The organism is Micromonospora halotolerans (assembly GCF_032108445.1).
GTDB classification, from domain to species: domain Bacteria; phylum Actinomycetota; class Actinomycetes; order Mycobacteriales; family Micromonosporaceae; genus Micromonospora; species Micromonospora halotolerans.
This window is the reverse complement of record NZ_CP134876.1, coordinates 1410683-1428089: the sequence shown is the minus strand read 5'-3', so window position 1 is coordinate 1428089 and position 17407 is coordinate 1410683. Positions and strand designations below refer to the sequence as shown.

16 protein-coding genes and 1 other RNA gene are annotated in these 17407 nt (G+C 71.9%); 12 read left to right on the top strand and 5 right to left on the bottom strand.

Going from position 1 to position 17407, the window contains the following annotated elements:
* The first annotated feature begins 6 nt into the window (after positions 1 to 6).
* Both RMN56_RS06550 and hpf read left to right on the top strand, forming a co-directional pair.
* On the top strand, positions 7 to 702 hold the full coding sequence (locus RMN56_RS06550) for a ComF family protein (RefSeq protein ID WP_313722934.1): 696 nt from the start codon (positions 7 to 9) through the stop codon (positions 700 to 702).
* Between the two features lie 251 nt (positions 703 to 953).
* Positions 954 to 1604, top strand: a complete 651-nt coding sequence (gene hpf / locus RMN56_RS06545; protein ID WP_313722933.1) for a ribosome hibernation-promoting factor, HPF/YfiA family — start codon at positions 954 to 956, stop codon at positions 1602 to 1604.
* A 61-nt stretch (positions 1605 to 1665) separates the two neighbouring features.
* Here the strand turns inward: hpf and RMN56_RS06540 are convergent, their stop codons facing one another.
* Positions 1666 to 2772 carry a GNAT family N-acetyltransferase gene (locus tag RMN56_RS06540; protein ID WP_313722932.1) on the bottom strand — a complete coding sequence of 369 codons (1107 nt, stop codon included), beginning with the start codon at positions 2770 to 2772 and terminating at the stop codon, positions 1666 to 1668.
* Positions 2769 to 3935, bottom strand: a complete 1167-nt coding sequence (locus RMN56_RS06535) for a GNAT family N-acetyltransferase (RefSeq protein ID WP_313722931.1) — start codon at positions 3933 to 3935, stop codon at positions 2769 to 2771. The genes RMN56_RS06540 and RMN56_RS06535 overlap by 4 nt, the downstream gene beginning before the upstream one ends.
* Positions 3936 to 4096: 161 nt before the next feature.
* Here RMN56_RS06535 and secA point away from each other — a divergent pair, with 161 nt between their 5' ends.
* Positions 4097 to 7000 carry a preprotein translocase subunit SecA gene (secA, locus tag RMN56_RS06530; protein WP_313722930.1) on the top strand — a complete coding sequence of 968 codons (2904 nt, stop codon included), beginning with the start codon at positions 4097 to 4099 and terminating at the stop codon, positions 6998 to 7000.
* 74 nt (positions 7001 to 7074) lie between these two features.
* On the opposite strand, the gene RMN56_RS06525 is transcribed toward secA, so the two are convergent.
* Entirely contained in the window at positions 7075 to 7698 is a 624-nt protein-coding gene (locus RMN56_RS06525) for an Rv3235 family protein (RefSeq protein WP_313722929.1), read from the bottom strand.
* Between the two features lie 102 nt (positions 7699 to 7800).
* Complete coding sequence (locus tag RMN56_RS06520; RefSeq protein WP_262286558.1) at positions 7801 to 8028, bottom strand: helix-turn-helix transcriptional regulator; 228 nt, start codon at positions 8026 to 8028, stop codon at positions 7801 to 7803.
* 208 nt (positions 8029 to 8236) lie between these two features.
* Here RMN56_RS06520 and RMN56_RS06515 point away from each other — a divergent pair, with 208 nt between their 5' ends.
* A complete protein-coding gene (locus RMN56_RS06515; RefSeq protein ID WP_262286557.1) occupies positions 8237 to 8746 on the top strand; it encodes a DUF6912 family protein in 510 nt (169 codons plus the stop codon).
* Positions 8747 to 8758: 12 nt separating this feature from the next.
* Here the strand turns inward: RMN56_RS06515 and RMN56_RS06510 are convergent, their stop codons facing one another.
* Positions 8759 to 9784, bottom strand: coding sequence for a hypothetical protein (locus tag RMN56_RS06510; protein ID WP_313724658.1), 1026 nt, complete (start codon positions 9782 to 9784; stop codon positions 8759 to 8761).
* A 417-nt stretch (positions 9785 to 10201) separates the two neighbouring features.
* On the opposite strand from RMN56_RS06510, the gene pruA reads away from it, so the two are divergent.
* The 8 genes from pruA (at position 10202) to RMN56_RS06470 (ending at position 17321) form a co-directional block, all read left to right on the top strand.
* Entirely contained in the window at positions 10202 to 11830 is a 1629-nt protein-coding gene (pruA, locus tag RMN56_RS06505) for an L-glutamate gamma-semialdehyde dehydrogenase (RefSeq protein WP_313722928.1), read from the top strand.
* 176 nt (positions 11831 to 12006) lie between these two features.
* Positions 12007 to 12522: a PadR family transcriptional regulator gene (locus tag RMN56_RS06500; RefSeq protein ID WP_107078404.1), complete on the top strand. Its 516-nt coding sequence runs from the start codon at positions 12007 to 12009 to the stop codon at positions 12520 to 12522.
* A gap of 100 nt (positions 12523 to 12622) precedes the next feature.
* Entirely contained in the window at positions 12623 to 13744 is a 1122-nt protein-coding gene (prfB, locus tag RMN56_RS06495) for a peptide chain release factor 2 (protein WP_313722927.1), read from the top strand.
* A 118-nt stretch (positions 13745 to 13862) separates the two neighbouring features.
* The gene (gene ftsE / locus RMN56_RS06490; protein WP_262286553.1) at positions 13863 to 14543 is read left to right on the top strand and encodes a cell division ATP-binding protein FtsE; all 681 of its coding nucleotides are present in this window, start codon (positions 13863 to 13865) and stop codon (positions 14541 to 14543) included.
* 65 nt (positions 14544 to 14608) lie between these two features.
* A complete protein-coding gene (gene ftsX, locus RMN56_RS06485; RefSeq protein WP_313722926.1) occupies positions 14609 to 15484 on the top strand; it encodes a permease-like cell division protein FtsX in 876 nt (291 codons plus the stop codon).
* A 130-nt stretch (positions 15485 to 15614) separates the two neighbouring features.
* Positions 15615 to 16094 carry an SsrA-binding protein SmpB gene (smpB, locus tag RMN56_RS06480; RefSeq protein WP_154230133.1) on the top strand — a complete coding sequence of 160 codons (480 nt, stop codon included), beginning with the start codon at positions 15615 to 15617 and terminating at the stop codon, positions 16092 to 16094.
* A gap of 106 nt (positions 16095 to 16200) precedes the next feature.
* Positions 16201 to 16576: a transfer-messenger RNA gene (gene ssrA, locus RMN56_RS06475) on the top strand.
* Positions 16577 to 16658: 82 nt separating this feature from the next.
* Positions 16659 to 17321, top strand: coding sequence for a hypothetical protein (locus tag RMN56_RS06470; RefSeq protein ID WP_313722925.1), 663 nt, complete (start codon positions 16659 to 16661; stop codon positions 17319 to 17321).
* Positions 17322 to 17407: the final 86 nt, after the last annotated feature.

The following is a 17407-nucleotide window of genomic DNA, read 5'->3' as shown; positions in this document are numbered from 1 at the left end:
GCGCCGGTGCCGGGCCTGGGCGGACTCTGGTCGGATCTGACCGACCTGGTGCTGCCGGCCGGGTGCGCCGGTTGCGGGGAGCACGTACCCGGCCTGCGGCAGGGCTTCTGCCCGGGCTGTGCGCGTGACCTGGAGGCGCTGGTCCCCGCGCCGACCCGGCCCGATCCGGCCCCGGCCGGCCTGCCGCCCTGCGTCGCCCTCGGCCCGTACGCGGGCGCGCTGCGGAACGGGCTGCTGGCGTACAAGGAGCGGGGCCGGCACGGGCTGGCCCGGCCGCTGGGCGCGTTGCTGGCCGAGGTGGTCGCCGCCGCGGCCGGCGGGCGAGGCCCGGTGACCCTGGTGGCGGTGCCGGACACCGCGCGGGCGGCCCGGGCCCGGTACGGCGACCACCTGGACCGGCTGACCCGCCACGCGGCGGCCCGGCTGGGCGCGGCCGGCTGGCCGGTACGCGTGCTCCGGCCGCTGCGCGCGCTGCCCCGGCCCGACTCGGTGGCGCTGGACAGCGCCGGTCGGGCCGCCGCGGCCGAGGCGGCGTTCCGGCTGCGCCGGACCCGCGGGGTGGCCGGTCCGGTGGTGCTGCTGGACGACATCGTCACCACGGGGGCCACGCTGGCCGCGGTGAGCCGCGTCCTGCGCGAAGCGGGAATGACGCCAAAGGCCGCGGCCGTGCTCGCCGCAACGCAAAAGCGGCACCATCAGTGACGCTTCGTGTTTCCGTTTCACCCCATGGTGTATGAGCTGTTAAATTTCGCGGCCTCTCCCGGCAACTGGGGGTGACTGGTGGCCGAACAGGCGTTAGCGTTTTCGTGTCGGGGGTAGGAGGGTTGCCAACCTTCCCCCGGCATTGGAAGGAGGCGGAGCCGTACATCATCGGTCGACGCCGAACGGGGTTCTCCCAGGGCGCGTCGACCGGAAGATCCGGACCGAACGACCGTCCGAACAAGGGAGGTCACGTGGACATCGTGGTCAAGGGCCGTAACGTCGAAGTGCCGGACCATTACCGGGTACACGTAGCCGAAAAGCTCGCAAAGATCGAACGCTACGACCACAAGCTCATTCGCGTGGACGTCGAGTTGTTCCACGAGCGCAATCCGCGCCAGGCCGATCATTGCCAGCGGGTGGAAATCACCTGCGTGACGCGCGGTCCGGTGATCCGGGCCGAGGCCTGCACGAATGATTTCTACAGCGCGCTGGATGCCGCCATCGCCAAGCTGGACACCCGCTTCCGCCGGGCGGCCGACCGCCGCCGCGTACACCGGGGCCGGCACGCGCCGCTCTCCGTGGCCGCCGCCACCGCGGACCTGCCGGTGGCCGACCTGGAGGGGCCCGGCCTGGCGACCCTGAACGGGCACGCGACGGCCACCGCCGTCGCGGAACGGCCCGACGAGGGCGGCTACGAGGAACACGACGACCAGCCGTGGCACATCGCGCGGGCGAAGGTGCACCCCGCCGAGCCGATGACGGTCGACGACGCGCTGTTCCAGATGGAACTGGTCGGCCACGACTTCTACCTGTTCCAGGACAAGGAGTCGGGCCGACCGAGCGTGGTCTACCGCCGGCACGCCTACGACTACGGGATCATCTCGCTCGACACCGGACCCTGACCACCCCGCGGGGACAACACCGGCCGGAAGCCGTGGTGGGCGACCACCGCGGCTTCCGCCGTCATCCGGCGCGGTCGCCCGCCAGCCGGCCGAAGATGAGCGAGTCGACCCGCGTGCCGTCCGGGCCGGGAAGCCGGCCGCGCAGCAGTCCCTCCCGGCCGAAGCCGGCCTTCCCCAGCACCCGCTGCGAGGCGATGTTCTCCGGCCGGGTGCCGGCCCAGAGCCGGGCCAGCCCGACGTCGAACGCCCAACCGGCCACCAGGCCCACCGCCCGGGTGGCCAGCCCCCGGCCGCGCGCCTCGGGCAGCATGCTGTAGCCGAGCATGGCCTGGCCGGTGGCGGGCTCGTCATACACGAGGGCGCAGCCGCCGGCCACCGCGCCGGTCGCCGCGTCGACGATCGCCAGGTCGGCCGAGCGGCCGGCCAGCCAGTGGCTCTCCGCCAGCCGGCAGCGCCGCTCGATCGCCTCCCGGGCCGGCGGCACCGGCGGGACCCGGCTCGCCACCACCTCGGGCCGGGTGTGCAGCCGGTACCACGGGTCGGCGTCCTCCGGCCCGAGCCGCCGCAGCGTCACCACGCCGTCGGTGAGCCGGCCGCCGGGCAGGTCCGGCAGCAGCCGCGCGGTCGGGCCGGGCGGGTCGCCGGCGAGGCGTACCCAGACGGCCAGGTCGTGCCGACCGCCCCGACCCTGGCCGGCCGACCGGCGTACCCCCTCGTGCCGGAATCCAGCGGCCAGCGCCACCCGCTGGCTGGCCGTGTTCTCCTCGTGGGCGAGCAGTTCGAGCCGGACGGTGCCGGCGGCGAAGGCCGCCTCGGCCAGCGCGCGGGTGGCGGCCGTGGCGACGCCGCGGCCGCGCGCCCACGGCGCGACCCAGAAGCCGATCTCCGCCTGCCGGCGTTCCGCCACCGGGTGGCTGAGGCCGGCCGCGCCGAGCAGCCGGTCGGTGGCCGGGTCGGCGATCGCGTACGTCGCGCCGCCGGTGGCCCGGACCGCCGGCGCGCCCTCGGTGATCCACCACCGGGCGCTCTCCTCGGTGTACGGGTCCGGCAGGCCGGGCAGGAACCGCCGGATGGCCGGGTCGGCGCAGGCCGCGGCCAGGTCCGTCACGTCGGTGAGCCGGTCCGGCCGCAGCCGCACCCCGTGCGCCTCGATGGTCTCCGGCGTCACCGCAGGTCCTCCGGGAGCAGCCCGCCGACCCAGACGTCCTGCCGTTCCCCGCGGTGCTGGACGCCGCCGCGGAGGGTGCCCTCGACGGTGAAGCCGGCCTTCTCGGCGACCCGGCGGGACGCGGTGTTGCCGACGTTGGCCCGCCACTCGATCCGGGCCAGGCCGAGCGTGGTGAAGCCCCAGGCGCAGAGCGCGGCCAGCGCGGCCGGCAGGTAGCCCCGGCCCCGGGCGTGTGGCGCGGTCATGAAGCCCACGTCGGCGACGAGCGGGTCGCCGGGAGAGACGCGCAGGTCGATCGAGGCGACGTAGCGGTCCTCGGCGTCGGCGACGGCGTAGGAGGCGCCGGTGCCCCGGGCCCAGGCCGCCTCGGCGATGTCCCGCAGGAAGCCCTCGGCGTGCTCCCGGCGGTAGGGGTGCGGCACGGTGGTCCAGCGGATGGTGTCCTCGTCCCGGCAGGTGGTCACGAGCGCGTCGATGTCACGCTCCTCGAACGCGCGCAGGCGCAGCTCGGTGGTGCCGGCGGTGGCGAACAGGACCGGCTGGGGCCGGCGGTAGACCGCCGCCCGGCGCGCCTGGAGGGTGTCGGGGCCGTACGGGGCGGGCTCGCCGGGCGCGGCCAGATCGGCCGGGAAGAGGGAACCGATCCAGCCCTCCGGGCGGCCGTCGACCGCCGGATGGGCCAACCGCAGCTCGCCCTCGACCCGGAAGCCGGCCCGGAGCGCGACCAGCCGGGAGGCGTGGTTGCCGACCTCGGCCTGCCAGATCAGCCGGCGCAGCTTGAGCGCGTCGAACGCCCAGCGGGCGACCGCCCGGGTGGCGCGCACGGCCACGCCCCGGCCCCGGGCCCAGGGCGCGGTCCAGTAGCCCACCTCGGCGGAGTCCAGGCCGCGGTCGACGGAGACGAGCCCGCAGGAGGCGAGCAGCTCGCCGGTCGCCGCGTCGCAGACCGCGAACGGCCCACCGGTGCCGTCCGCCCAGGCCGCCCCGCTGATCGTGGTCACGAAGGCGAGGGCGTGTTCGGGCAGGTACGGGCGAGGTACGGTGGTCCAGCGCTGGATGTCCGGATCCTGGCAGGCGCGGTGCACCGCGTCGGCGTCCTCCGCCCGCCAGGGTCGCAGCAGCAGGCCGTCCTCGGTGATCTCCACAGGCTCCACCCGAGCCATCGTGCCGGATCGTTCGCGTACGGCGTAACCCGATTCTCGCCCGCTCGGCGCCCCCGCCTGGCGTTATGTCGGGTTCGCCGGCCCGGACCGCCGCCACCAGTGACCATCGCCGCGTCGGAGCGCCTACGATGGTTCGAGACTGTCTAGGGGAGCGTTGATCCGTGTCGATTCTGGAAAAGGTCCTTAGCGCTGGCGCGGGCCGTATGGTGCGTCGGCTCAAGGCCATCGCCGCCGCCGTCAACTCGATCGAGGACGACTACGTCAACCTCAGCGACGACGAGCTGCGGGACATGACCGACCAGTTCAGGGAGCGGCTCGCCGACGGTGAGACCCTCGACGACCTGCTGCCCGAGGCGTTCGCGGTGTGCCGGGAGGCCGCCGCCCGCGTGCTCGGCCAGCGGCCCTACGACGTCCAGGTGATGGGTGGCGCGGCGCTGCACTTCGGCAACATCGCCGAGATGAAGACCGGTGAGGGCAAGACCCTGACCTCGGTCATGCCGGTCTACCTGAACGCGCTCGCCGGCAAGGGCGTGCACGTGATCACCGTCAACGACTACCTGGCCGAGCGCGACGCCGCCTGGATGGGCCGGGTGCACGAGTTCCTCGGCCTCACCGTGGGCGTGGTGCTGCCCAACCGGCCGGCCTCCGAGCACCGTGCGGCCTACGAGTGCGACATCACCTACGGCACCAACAACGAGTTCGGCTTCGACTACCTGCGCGACAACATGGCGTGGTCGAAGGAGGAGCTGGTCCAGCGCGGGCACTTCTTCGCCGTGGTCGACGAGGTCGACTCGATCCTCATCGACGAGGCCCGGACCCCGCTGATCATCTCTGGCCCGGCCGAGCACTCCGCCCGCTGGTACCAGGAGTTCGCCTCCGTGGTGGCCCGCCTCCAGCCCGGCACCGACGGCGAGGGCGACTACGAGGTCGACCACGCGAAGCGCACCATCGCCATCACCGAGCGCGGTGTCGCCAAGATCGAGGACCGGCTCGGCATCGACAACCTCTACGAGTCGGTCAACACCCCGCTCGTCGGCTACATGAACAACGCGATCAAGGCCAAGGAGCTCTACAAGCGCGACAAGGACTACATCGTCAGCGACGGCGAGGTCCTCATCGTCGACGAGTTCACCGGCCGCATCCTGCACGGCCGTCGCTACAACGAGGGCATGCACCAGGCGATCGAGGCCAAGGAGGGGGTGGAGATCAAGCAGGAGAACCAGACCCTGGCCACCATCACCCTCCAGAACTACTTCCGCCTCTACGAGAAGCTCTCCGGCATGACCGGCACGGCCCAGACCGAGGCGAGCGAGTTCAACAAGGTCTACAAGGTCGGCGTCGTGACGATCCCGACGCACCGGCCGATGGTCCGGCTCGACCGGGCGGACGTCATCTACAAGACCGAGAAGGCCAAGTTCAACGCCGTGGTCGAGGACATCGCCGAGCGGCACGAGCACGGCCAGCCGGTGCTGGTCGGCACGGTCTCGGTGGAGAACTCGGAGATCCTCTCCCACATGCTGCGCCGCCGGGGCATCCCGCACTCGGTACTCAACGCGAAGTTCCACGCCAAGGAGGCGGAGATCGTCGCCCAGGCCGGGCGCAAGGGCGCGGTCACCGTCGCCACCAACATGGCCGGCCGCGGCACGGACATCCTGCTCGGCGGCAACCCCGAGTTCCTCGCCGCCAACGAACTCCGCCAGCGCGGCCTCGACCCGGTCGAGCAGCCGGAGGAGTACGCCAAGGCGATGGAGGAGGTCCTGCCCACCTGGAAGCAGGCCTGCGACACCGAGGCGGAGGAGGTCGCCGCCGCCGGTGGCCTCTACGTGCTGGGCACCGAGCGGCACGAGTCCCGCCGGATCGACAACCAGCTGCGCGGTCGCGCCGGTCGGCAGGGTGACCCGGGCGAGTCCCGCTTCTACCTGTCGCTGCAGGACGACCTGATGAAGCGCTTCCGGGCCGGTGCCGTCGAGGCGGTGATGGACCGCTTCAACATCCCCGAGGACGTGCCCATCGAGTCGAAGATGGTCACCCGCCAGATCAAGAGCGCCCAGGCCCAGATCGAGGGCCAGAACGCCGAGATCCGCAAGAACGTCCTCAAGTACGACGAGGTGCTCAACAAGCAGCGCCAGGTGATCTACGCCGAGCGCCTCCGGGTGCTCAACGGCGAGGACCTCTCCGAGCAGGTCCGCAACATGATCGACGACGTGGTCGGTGCGTACGTGGTGGGCGCCACGAGCGACGGCTACGCCGAGGACTGGGACCTCGAGCAGCTCTGGTCCAACCTCAAGCAGCTCTACCCGGTGGGCATCACCATCGACGAGCTGGAGGAGGAGGTGGGCTCCCGGGCCGGCCTCGACCAGGACTTCCTGCTCGCCCGCCTCAAGGAGGACGCGCACGCCGCGTACGACCGGCGCGAGGAGCAGCTCGGCGAGGAAGCCGTCCGCCAGCTCGAGCGGATGGTCCTGCTCCAGGTGATCGACCGCAAGTGGCGCGAGCACCTCTACGAGATGGACTACCTCCAGGAGGGCATCAGCCTGCGGGCCTACGCCCAGCGCGACCCGGTCATCGAGTACCAGCGCGAGGGCTTCGACATGTTCGCCACCATGATGGACGGCATCAAGGAGGAGACGGTCGGCTTCCTCTACAACCTGGAGGTGCAGGTCGAGGAGCCCGAGCCGGAGGCCGAGGAGGTGCAGCTGCTGGAGAAGCCGGTGGAGGTCCGGGCCAAGGGTCTCAACCGCACCCCGCAGCAGCAGGGCCTGCAGTATTCGGCGCCGTCGGTCGACGGCGAGGCCGGCCGTGGCGCGCCGGTGCTCGAGCGCGCCGAGGAGCAGGCGCCGGCGCTCGGCATCGGCCGCCCCGAGACCTCGGAGCGCCCCGCCGCCTCCACCCCGCGCCGGACGGCCGGGGCGAGCGGCCAGGCGGTCGCGGCGAGCACGGCCCGGCGGGCCGCGCCCGGCCAGGTCGACGGCGCGGGCGAGGGCCCGTCCCGGAACGCGCCGTGCCCGTGCGGCTCCGGCCGCAAGTACAAGCGCTGCCACGGCGCCCCCAACGGCGGCAACTGACCAGCGTCAGCCCCGACGGGCCCCGGCCACCGGCCGGGGCCCGTCGCCGTCTCCAGCCGTGGTCCGGGCCGGGATCAGAGGGCGTCGAGGACGGTGCAGAGCCAGGCGCCGCGGCGGTGTTCCAGGCGCAGGGCGATCGCCCAGCTCGCGCCGCCGGCGCCCGCGAGCACGGCGGCGGCCTCGACCGCGCCGGTCCGGGGCTCGCACACCCGTAGCCGGCGGAGGTGGAGGACCGGCCGGGCGGCGCGGCGGCGTGCCGGGCCCACCCGGCGGGCGGCGCGGGTCAGCTCGGCGGTCACCCGCGCGGCGGCCTCGGGGAGGCACAGCGGCCGGAGCTGCCCGGGTGGGCGGTAGCCGTTGGCGATCTCCAGGAAGGTGCGGACGAACCGGTGGGCCGCCCGGGCCGCCTCGGGGGTCGCGGTCACCAGGGCGGCGGGCGGAGGGCCGGCCGAGCGCCCCGGCCCGGCCGGCACCGGCCGGACGTCGGCGCCCCGGCCGGTCGACCGGTCGGCGGCGCGGCCGGCGGGACGGTCGGGGTCCCGGCGACGCGGGTCGAAGAGGTCGAGGGCGAGCTGGTCCACGTTGCCCCAGGTGTCGCCCCAGGTCGGATCCTGGTCGGTGCAGGGCGGGTCGAGCGGCGGGGCGGGCCGGAGCCGGACGGGGGGACGCGGTGCCAGCGGGCGGCGGGTGTCGGCCATCCTCAACCCCTGTTCATTGCGTTTGCCTTCGTTTGCCTTCGCTTCTTCCTCATTCTCGGGCAGGGCGACGCTCACCGTCAATGCCGGTACGCCATCGCGTGGTCACTCCACGTCGCGGTCGGTGAGCGGGTTGCCGCGTACCCACTCGGCCGTCTCGGCGTACTTCCGCTGGATGTACTGCTCCAGTTGAGCGCGCTCGACGCGCCACTGGCCCCGGCCGCCGATCTTGATGGCGGGCAGCTCTCCGCTGCGCACCATGTGGTAGACCTGCGAGTCCGAGACGTTCAGCTCGGCGGCCACGTCGGACAGCAGCAGGAACCTCGGCTCCACGGTGACTCCCGGGGTTGGCTACGTTTGCTTCAGTTTGCCATCAGGAGCCGGATCGCCCCAGGCCCGGCGCGGCGAATCCGGCCGGGGGACACACCGGCGTGGAACTTCTCCGCGACGGGTGCGGGGTGTATGACGGTCACGGCGTACGGCATGATCGGCGCCCGGAGCCGGCGTCCGCCGGCCGGCGGCCTGAGGGCGGGGAGACACCGTGACCGACGAGCTTGTCCGGGTGTACGTGCCGGCGACCGTCCCCATGCTGGCCCGGCTGCGCGAGGAGGGCCTGGCCGGCGAGGAGGCGCACGCCGTCACCCCGGAGCTGCGGGAGTGGTACGCCGAGGGTGACGAGGAGGAGCTGGAGTACGTCGCCTTCACCCGGGCGGCCCAGGAGGCCCTGCTGCTGCTCCGGGCCGATCCGGGCGCGCCCCGCCGGCGGGTCGTCGTCTCGGTGGACCTGCCGGCCCGCGCGGTCGGCCGGGTCGGCGGCGAGCTGGGCTCCAGCGTGGTCCGGCTCTCCGGTCCGGTGCCGGTGAAGTCCGTCGCCGCGATCCACGTGGACGGCGGGGACGCGGTCGACGACGTGGCCGCCGCCGCCGAGGTGGTGGCCGAGGCGCAGGCCGGTGACCCGGACGCCCAGTTCACCGTCGACGGGGCCGAGGACCACGAGCTGGAGTGGTACGACGTGACCGAGCTGGACCTGCTGCTGCGCGACGTCTCCTGACGCCGCGGCGCCTCAGGAGTCGGACTCGTCCTCGTCCTCCACGGCGCGCGGGCCCAGGGTGCGGCCGAACAGGATGAGCGTGGTGAGCGCCCCCACGAAGAGCACCCAGATGCCGTTGTCCACCCGCGAGGTGCCGAGCGCCGTCTGCGCCACCTGGTCCGCCTCGCTGAGCGCGGCCGCCAGGTCGAGCAACCCGCGCCCGCCGACCCGGATGATCACCTCGGTGAGCAGCAGGAGCAGGCCCGCGCCGGCCCCGGCCACGAGGTACGCCGGCCAGCGCGGCTCCGCGTCGGCGGCGCCCCGTCGCTCGGCGCGGCGGCGGGCCCAGGCCAGGTAGAGATAGGCCACGAGACCGGCGATCAGCCCGGCGAGCAGGGACTCGGTCCGGGACACCCACTTCGCGGCGTCGAGCACCGACTGCTGGGTGTCGCCGGCGCCGAACAGGTCGGAGAGCGGGTCCCGGGCGCGGCTGAACGCCACCACGAAGACCTGCGCGGCCAGCGTGGCGGCGGCGAGCCCGCCGACCACCCGGGCGGTGCGCACACCGGCCGCCGCCCCGCCGATGATCGCCGCGGCGGCGGTGGTGCCGGCGATGGTGTTGGTGGTCGCGTTGTCGGCGTACGTCAGGTTCACCGCGATCGCGGCGGCGAGCCCGACCAGCAGGCCGGCGCCGACGGCGACGAGGAAGCGCAGGGTGGCCCGGTCCAGCCGGTTGGTCGCCGCCAGGGCGACCGCGGCGCCGGCGACCAGCGCGGCGGTGATCACGCCGGGCAGGGCGTACGCGGAGAGGCTGAGCGCGGTGACCCCGGCCGCGGCCGAGGCGATCGCCGCCCGGGTGGACCAGAGCATGGCGGCCAGCCAGCCGAGCGACAGCACGGCCAGCACCAGGGCGCCGGGCGCGTGGGCGAGGCGCCCAGCGGCGGCGGGCGCGGCCCCGGCGCTCCCGTCCGAGGGGGATCCGGCCGGCGTGGGGACCGTCCGCTCGGTGGCGGGCTGGTCCGGCTCCGCGGCCGTGGAGCTGCCGGGCTGCTTGCTCATCGTCTCCCTCTCGACGGACGCCGGGTCGGCCGCGACGGCCGGGCAGGTCACCGGTCATCCAGCGTACGCGGCCCGGCGGGCCCTGATCCGGGCCCGGCCCGTCGGTGTCGTCGATCCTGGCTGGCCGGGCCGGGCGGTGACGGATCACAGGCGAGCGATCGGGCCGACCGAGGATTCGTCGGGAGAGAGCGGCTTGTCGCCTACGGTCCGGTGTGGGGCGTGGCGTCCGGGTGCGGCGGCCGAGGCGACCCGAACCGGGGCGGTGGAGGTGGGCCCGGCCCCCTCGCATGGAAGAATTGGCCGAGGTCCCGCCGCCGCGACCGGTACCCCGCGAGCGGCGCCCGGCGACCCGGCCACCCGGCCGGCGCCCGCGGGTCCGATTTCGCCACCGCCGTCGAGATCGCACAGGAGCCTGTGATGGACGCCGTGTTCTCCGTACCCGAGCCGCGCAACGAGCCGGTCCACACCTACGAGCCCGGCAGCGCCGAGCGGGAGCGGCTCCAGCGGCGGCTGGCCGACCTGGCCGCCGAGCGGATCGACCTGCCGATGACCATCGCCGGCGAGCAGCGGATGGCCGCCGGTGCCCCGATCAACGTGGTCCAGCCGCACAAGCACGCCCACGTGCTCGGCGTCACGGGCCACGCCACCCACGACGACGCCCGTGCCGCGGTCAAGGCCGCCAAGGACGCCGCGCCGATGTGGCGGGCGCTGCCGTTCGAGGAGCGCGCCGCGATCTTCCTGCGCGCCGCCGACCTGCTCTCCGGTCCCTGGCGGGACACGCTCAACGCGGCCACCATGCTGGGCCAGTCCAAGACCGTGGTCCAGGCCGAGATCGACTCGGCCTGCGAGCTGATCGACTTCCTCCGGTTCAACGTCTACTTCGCCCGCAAGCTCCTGGCCGAGCAGCCGCTGTCCTCGCCGGGCGTGTGGAACCGCTTCGACCACCGGCCCCTGGAGGGCTTCGTCTACGCGGTCACCCCGTTCAACTTCACCGCGATCGCCGGCAACCTGCCCTCGGCGCCGGCCCTGCTCGGCAACACCGTGGTCTGGAAGCCGGGCCCGACCCAGCAGTTCGCCGCCCACTTCACCATGCGGCTGTTCGAGGCCGCCGGCCTGCCGCCCGGCGTGATCAACATGGTGACGGGGCGCGGCGAGGAGGTCTCCGACGTCGTACTCGCCGACCCGGACCTGGCCGGCATCCACTTCACCGGCTCCACCAAGGTCTTCCAGCACCTCTGGAAGACGGTCGGCGACAACATCGCCCGTTACCGGGGCTACCCCCGGCTGGTCGGCGAGACCGGCGGCAAGGACTTCGTGGTCGCGCACACCAGCGCCGACGTGGACGCCCTGCACACCGCGCTGATCCGGGGCGCCTACGAGTACCAGGGCCAGAAGTGCTCGGCCGCCTCGCGGGCGTACATCCCCCGGTCCATCTGGGAGGGCGGGCTGCGCGACCGGCTGGCCGCCACCGCCGACTCGCTCACCTACGGCGACGTCACCGACTTCAGCAACTTCGGCGGCGCCGTGATCGACGACAAGGCGTTCGGCCGGCACACCGCCGCGCTGGAGCTGATCAAGGGCGACGACAGCTGCCGGGTCCTGGCCGGCGGCACCGCCGACGACTCGGTCGGCTACTTCGTCCGGCCGACCCTCTTCGAGTGCTCGGACGCCGCGCACGAGACCTTCACCACCGAGTACTTCGGCCCGATCCTCGGCGTGCACGTCTTCGACGACGCCCGCTTCGACGAGGTGGTCCACCAGGCCGAGTCGATCGCGCCGTACGCGCTGACCGGGTCGATCTTCGCGACCGACCGCCGGGTGGTCGACCAGGTGGCGGAGAAGATGCGGTACGCGGCCGGCAACTTCTACATCAACGACAAGCCGACCGGCGCGGTGGTCGGGCAGCAGCCGTTCGGCGGCGCCCGGGCCAGCGGCACCAACGACAAGGCCGGCTCGTGGCACAACCTGGTCCGCTGGATGTCGCCGCGGACGATCAAGGAGACCTTCGTCCCGCCGACCGAGCACGGCTACCCGCACATGGGCTGACCTGCGTGCGGTCGCCGGTGGCGCACTCAGCGTCACCGGCGACCGGCCGGGCGGGGGAGGTGCCGGACGTCCCCGGCGGACTGTCGTCGGCCGACAGTGCACATCGGACGACCCGAAGGGCGGCGAAAACGGCAAATCCTGGACGCCAGGTCCGACAAAGTGGCAGCTTAGAGGGCATGGCGGAATCCGGAGTCAACCCGACGGCGGCGGCCCTGCTGGGCCTGCTGCACGACGGCCCGATGACAGGCGGTCAACTGATGGCCGCCGCCGAGCGCCGGCTGGCGCCGTACTGGTCGATGACCCGCAGCCAGGTCTACCGCGAGCTTCCGGTCCTGGCCGAGAAGGGTCTCGTGCGGCTCGGCAAGCCCGGGCCGCGGTTGAGCCAGCCGTACGCGATCACGGCGGCCGGAAAACGGACATTCTCCCGCTGGCTCGCGGAGAACCCGGGCCGGGACACCATCCGTAACCCGATAGCGCTACGGATCGCCTTCGGCAACCTGCACTCGGCGAGCCAGCTCAAGAACCTCTACGCCTCGGCGAACGAGTACCACACCGAGGCCCTGGCGGCGGTGCGCGAGCAGGTCAAGAACGCCAAGAAGGAAGGCGACGACTACGACGCCAGCGCGCTGGAGTTCGCCGTCGCCTACCACCGCGCGGCGCTGTCCTGGCTCAAGAGCGCCCCGGTCGGCTGACCACCTGCCGCAGCCAGGGCGACCTGGGCGGTGCGACTTTTCGCGCGTGACTGCGGGGCTCGCAAGCTCACTGCTCGCACGCGCAGTAGTCTTGTCTGTCGTGACCGCTGCCGATTACGCCGAACAGCTCAAGGAACTCGACGCCACCCTACGCAACATCGAGGCCGTGCTCGACCTCGACAAGCTTCGCGAGCAGAAGGCCCGCCTGGAGCAGGAGGCCTCCGCGCCGGACCTGTGGGACGACCAGGCCAAGGCGCAGCAGGTGACGTCGCAGCTGTCGTACGTCAACGGCGAGATCTCCAAGCTCGGCAGCCTCCGCTCCCGGCTCGACGACGCCGGGGTCCTGCTGGAGCTGGCCCAGGCCGAGTCCGATTCCGGCACCCTCACCGAGGTCGAGTCGGAGATCACCGGGCTGACCAAGGCCATCCAGGAGATGGAGGTCCGCACCCTGCTCTCCGGCGAGTACGACTCCCGGGAGGCGCTGGTCGCCATCCGGGCGGGCGCCGGCGGCGTGGACGCGGCGGACTTCGCCGAGATGCTGCTCCGGATGTACCTGCGCTGGGCCGAGCGGCACGGCTACCCGACCGAGGTCTACGAGACCTCGTACGCCGAGGAGGCGGGCCTCAAGTCGGCCACCTTCACGGTCAAGGTGCCCTACGCGTTCGGCACGCTGAGCGTCGAGTCCGGCACCCACCGGCTGGTCCGGATCAGCCCGTTCGACAACCAGGGCCGCCGGCAGACCAGCTTCGCCGGTGTCGAGGTGCTGCCCGTGGTGGAGCAGACCGACCACATCGAGATCCCCGAGAACGAGATGCGGATCGACGTCTACCGCTCCTCCGGCCCGGGCGGCCAGAGCGTCAACACCACCGACTCGGCGGTCCGGATCACCCACATCCCGACCGGCATCGTGGTGACCTGCCAGAACGAGAAGTCCCAGCTGCAGAACAAGGCGTCGGCGCTGCGGGTGCTCCAGGCCCGGCTGCTGGAGCGCAAGCGGCAGGAGGAGCAGGCCAAGATGGCGGGCCTGAAGACCGACGCCGCCGGCTCCTGGGGCGACCAGATGCGCTCGTACGTTCTGCACCCTTATCAGATGGTGAAGGATCTGCGTACCGAGCAGGAGACGGGCAATCCGTCCGCGGTCTTCGACGGCGAGCTGGACAGCTTCATCGAGGCGGGTATTCGCTGGCGGAAGCAGCAGCAGCTCACCGCTGACGGTGCGTGATCGATCTCCGACGCAGCGCGTCATCGATCTCTGTCTGACCGGCTGAATCGATGACGCGACTCGCTTCGGAGGGGCGGGGGGCTTGGCTCCCCGGTTACACCGCGTAGACTCTCGACCCGTGATTCAGCTTGAGCAAGTGACGAAGACGTACCCGAAGGCGTCCCGGCCTTCGCTCGACAACGTGTCCGTCTCGATCGAGAAGGGCGAGTTCGTCTTCTTCATCGGTCCATCCGGCTCCGGCAAGTCCACGATCATCAAGTTGCTGCTGCACGAGGTCACCCCCAACAAGGGGCGGGTCGTGGTCAACGGCAAGGACGTCACGTCGATGCGTTCCTGGAAGCGACCCCACTTCCGGCGTTCCATCGGCTGCGTCTTCCAGGACTTCCGTCTCCTGCCGAACCGCACCGCCTACGAGAACGTGGCGTTCGCGTTGGAGGTGATCGGCAAGACCAAGGCGGTCGCCCGCCGGGTCGTGCCGGAGGTGCTGGAGCTGGTCGGTCTCGGTGGGAAGGAGCACCGCTACCCCCACGAGCTCTCCGGTGGTGAGCAGCAGCGTGTCGCGGTGGCCCGGGCGTTCGTGAACCGGCCGCTGATCCTGCTGGCGGACGAGCCCACCGGAAACCTGGACCCGGACACCTCGATCGAGATCATGCGCCTGCTGGACCGGATCAACCGCACCGGCACGACCGTCGTGATGGTCACGCACGACTCCAACATCGTGAACCAGATGCGGCGCCGCGTCGTTGAGATCGAGAGCGGCCGCATCGTGCGCGACCAGGCCCGCGGCGTCTACGGCTGAGCGGCTGACGACCCGCAGCCCCTGACGACGAACACCTCACGCCGGAGAGCCGGAGGAATATCCCGATGCGGATGAAGTACGTCCTGTCCGAGGTACTGGTCGGACTGTGGCGAAACGTCACCATGACCCTCGCCATGATCATCACCATGGCGGTGTCGCTGTTCATGCTGGGCGGCAGCGGCCTTCTGTACCAGAAGGTCGGTGACATGAAGGACCTCTACTACGAGAACGTCGAGGTCTCGATCTTCCTGAAGACCGACGTCAACGAGCAGCAGCGCACCGACCTGGAGACCAAGCTCAAGGCCGACCCGCTGATCAAGGAGGTCACGTACGTCGACAAGACGGAGGCGTACAAGCGCTTCCAGCAGATGTACGCGGACGCGCCGGACCTGGTCAACGCGGTCAAGCCGGACCAGCTGCCCGAGTCGTTCCGGCTCACGCTGAACAACCCGGAGCAGTACAAGAACATCTACGACGAGTACAAGGCCTCCGAGGGCATCGACACGATCGTCGACCAGAGCAAGCTGCTCGACAAGGTCTTCGGCGTGCTCACCGGCTTCCAGAACGGCGCGCTGGCCATCGCGATCGTCATGGCGATCGCCGCCCTGCTGCTGGTCGCGAACACCATCCAGGTGGCCGCGTACAGCAAGCGGCGTGAGGTCGCGGTCATGAAGCTGGTCGGCGCCTCCAACTGGTTCATCCAGGCGCCGTTCGTGCTGGAGGCGGTGGTCGCCGGTCTGATCGGCTCGATCCTCGGCCTCATCGCGTTGATCGTGTTGAAGACACTCGCGGCGGGGAGTTCGATGGCGGCCCTGGAGGGCCTGATCACCCCGATCTCCTGGTCCGAGATCTTCCTGACGTTCCCGCTGATGGCCGCCGTCGGTGGTCTGGTCAGCGCGGTTACCGCCTGGGTCACGCTCCGCTTCTACCTGCGGGTCTAGTTACCGGTACGGCTCTCCGAGGGCCCTCCCGCGCCGGAAATATTCGGCGGGGGAGGGTCCTTGTCATTGGGTAGCATGATCTCGCTCCGCGGCCGGTTGCCGCGGACGGACCGGGAAGGAGGTGGCGCCGATGCCACGGGAAAAGGGTCGCAAGGTGGTCGCCTCCAACAAGAAGGCGCGGCACGACTACGCCATCCTCGACACGTACGAGGCGGGCATGTCGCTGACCGGCACCGAGGTCAAGTCGCTGCGGGCCGGGCGGGCGTCGCTGGTCGACGCGTTCGCCCAGGAACGCGACGGCGAGCTCTACCTGCACGGCATGCACATCCCGGAGTACACCCAGGGCACCTGGACCAACCACGAGCCCCGGCGGACCCGGAAGCTGCTGCTCAAGCGGCTGGAGATCGACCGGCTGATCGGCAAGACCAGGGAGAGCGGCCTCACCATGGTGCCGCTGCAGGTCTACTTCTCCGACGGCTGGGCGAAGGTGGAGATCGGCCTCGCCCGGGGTAAGAAGTCGTACGACAAGCGCCAGGACCTGGCCAAGCGGGACGCCGACCGGGAGATCGCCCGGGTGGTGGGCCGGCGCGGCAAGGGCATGGCTGAGTAGGATGTCCGGGTTTGTCCGGATGCCGGGCTTCGGGCCGGCCTCGGAATGAATCCGGTTGCGCCAGGCGTTAGGCTTGGTGATGCTGCCGACAGGGGCAGCCCGTCGAGGGGGTGACTGGTTTCGACTTCGTACGTTGCGGCAGGGGAAGCGAGCCGAGGAAGCCGACGTCGTCTCGAGAATCGTTCGTCGGAAACCAATAAGCGCCAAGAACAATCGCGCTGACTTCGCTCTCGCCGCCTGAGGCGAGTAGCAAGTCTGTCGGCCTGGGAGCGCCTTCGACCCAGTTAGCCGGCATCAGCTAGAAGGCTGGCCAACCGGACCCGGTCGCGGGGTCCGTGCGGCGAGATTAATCAGCGACTGGGCCCGTCACACCGACTCGCTCGCGTGATCGGAGGGGCCGAGTAGAGGCATAGCGAGCTGCGCTCGGAGAAGCCCTGACAAGGCGGCGAAGGACCCGGGTTCGATTCCCGGCACCTCCACCACCTGACCTGTGCGCCCCGGTCCACGGACCGGGGCGCACAGTCGTGTCCGGGCCCGATTGAGCCGGCGCTCTAGGCTCCGCCTGTGACGAACGAGCGGATCCGACTCTCCGTCGGCGCGGCATCCGGCCAACGCGCGATGGCCGTCGTGGTGGGTGTGCTGTTCACCGCCTTCGGCGCGGCCTTCGTGCTGCTGCCGCTGGTCGCCGAGGACCTGCTGCGCCGGGTCACCGGCTTCGGCGACCCGGTCCCCTCGTACGACGACGTCCGGGACCTGCCGCCCGAGCTGCTCCCGCCCGACCTGCACGACGGCGCCGCCGCCACGCCCACGCCGCTGCGCTACGCCGGGCTCTGCGGGCTCCCGTTCCTGCTGCTCGGGCTCTACCTGGTGCTGCGGGTGCTGCGCACGGCCGCCTGGCTGGACGGGACCCGGGCGTCGGTCCGGGGCGCGCTCGGTATCCGTACCGTCGACCTGGCCACCGCCGAGGTGCACGGCGGCACGATCGCCCACCGGGTCGGTGACGACGGCGTGGTGCGGGTGCCCAGCCTGATCGCCCGGGACCGGGACAGCGGCCGGCGGGTCACCATCCCGTTGCAGGGCCCGGGGCTGGGCAACCTCCCGGCGTACGAGCTGCGGGCGCTCGCCGAGGCGATCACGGCGGGCCGGCCGGACCAGGGCCGGGACGCCGACGTGCACGCCCTCGCCGGTCGGCTGCGGGACATGGCGGCGAATCCGCTGGGGCTGTAGAGGCCCCTGTGGCCGCCGGGGCGGATGGGGCAGATGAGGCTTCCACCCCTCCTGGACAGCTCGGGAACCCGGGTTCACCATCGCTG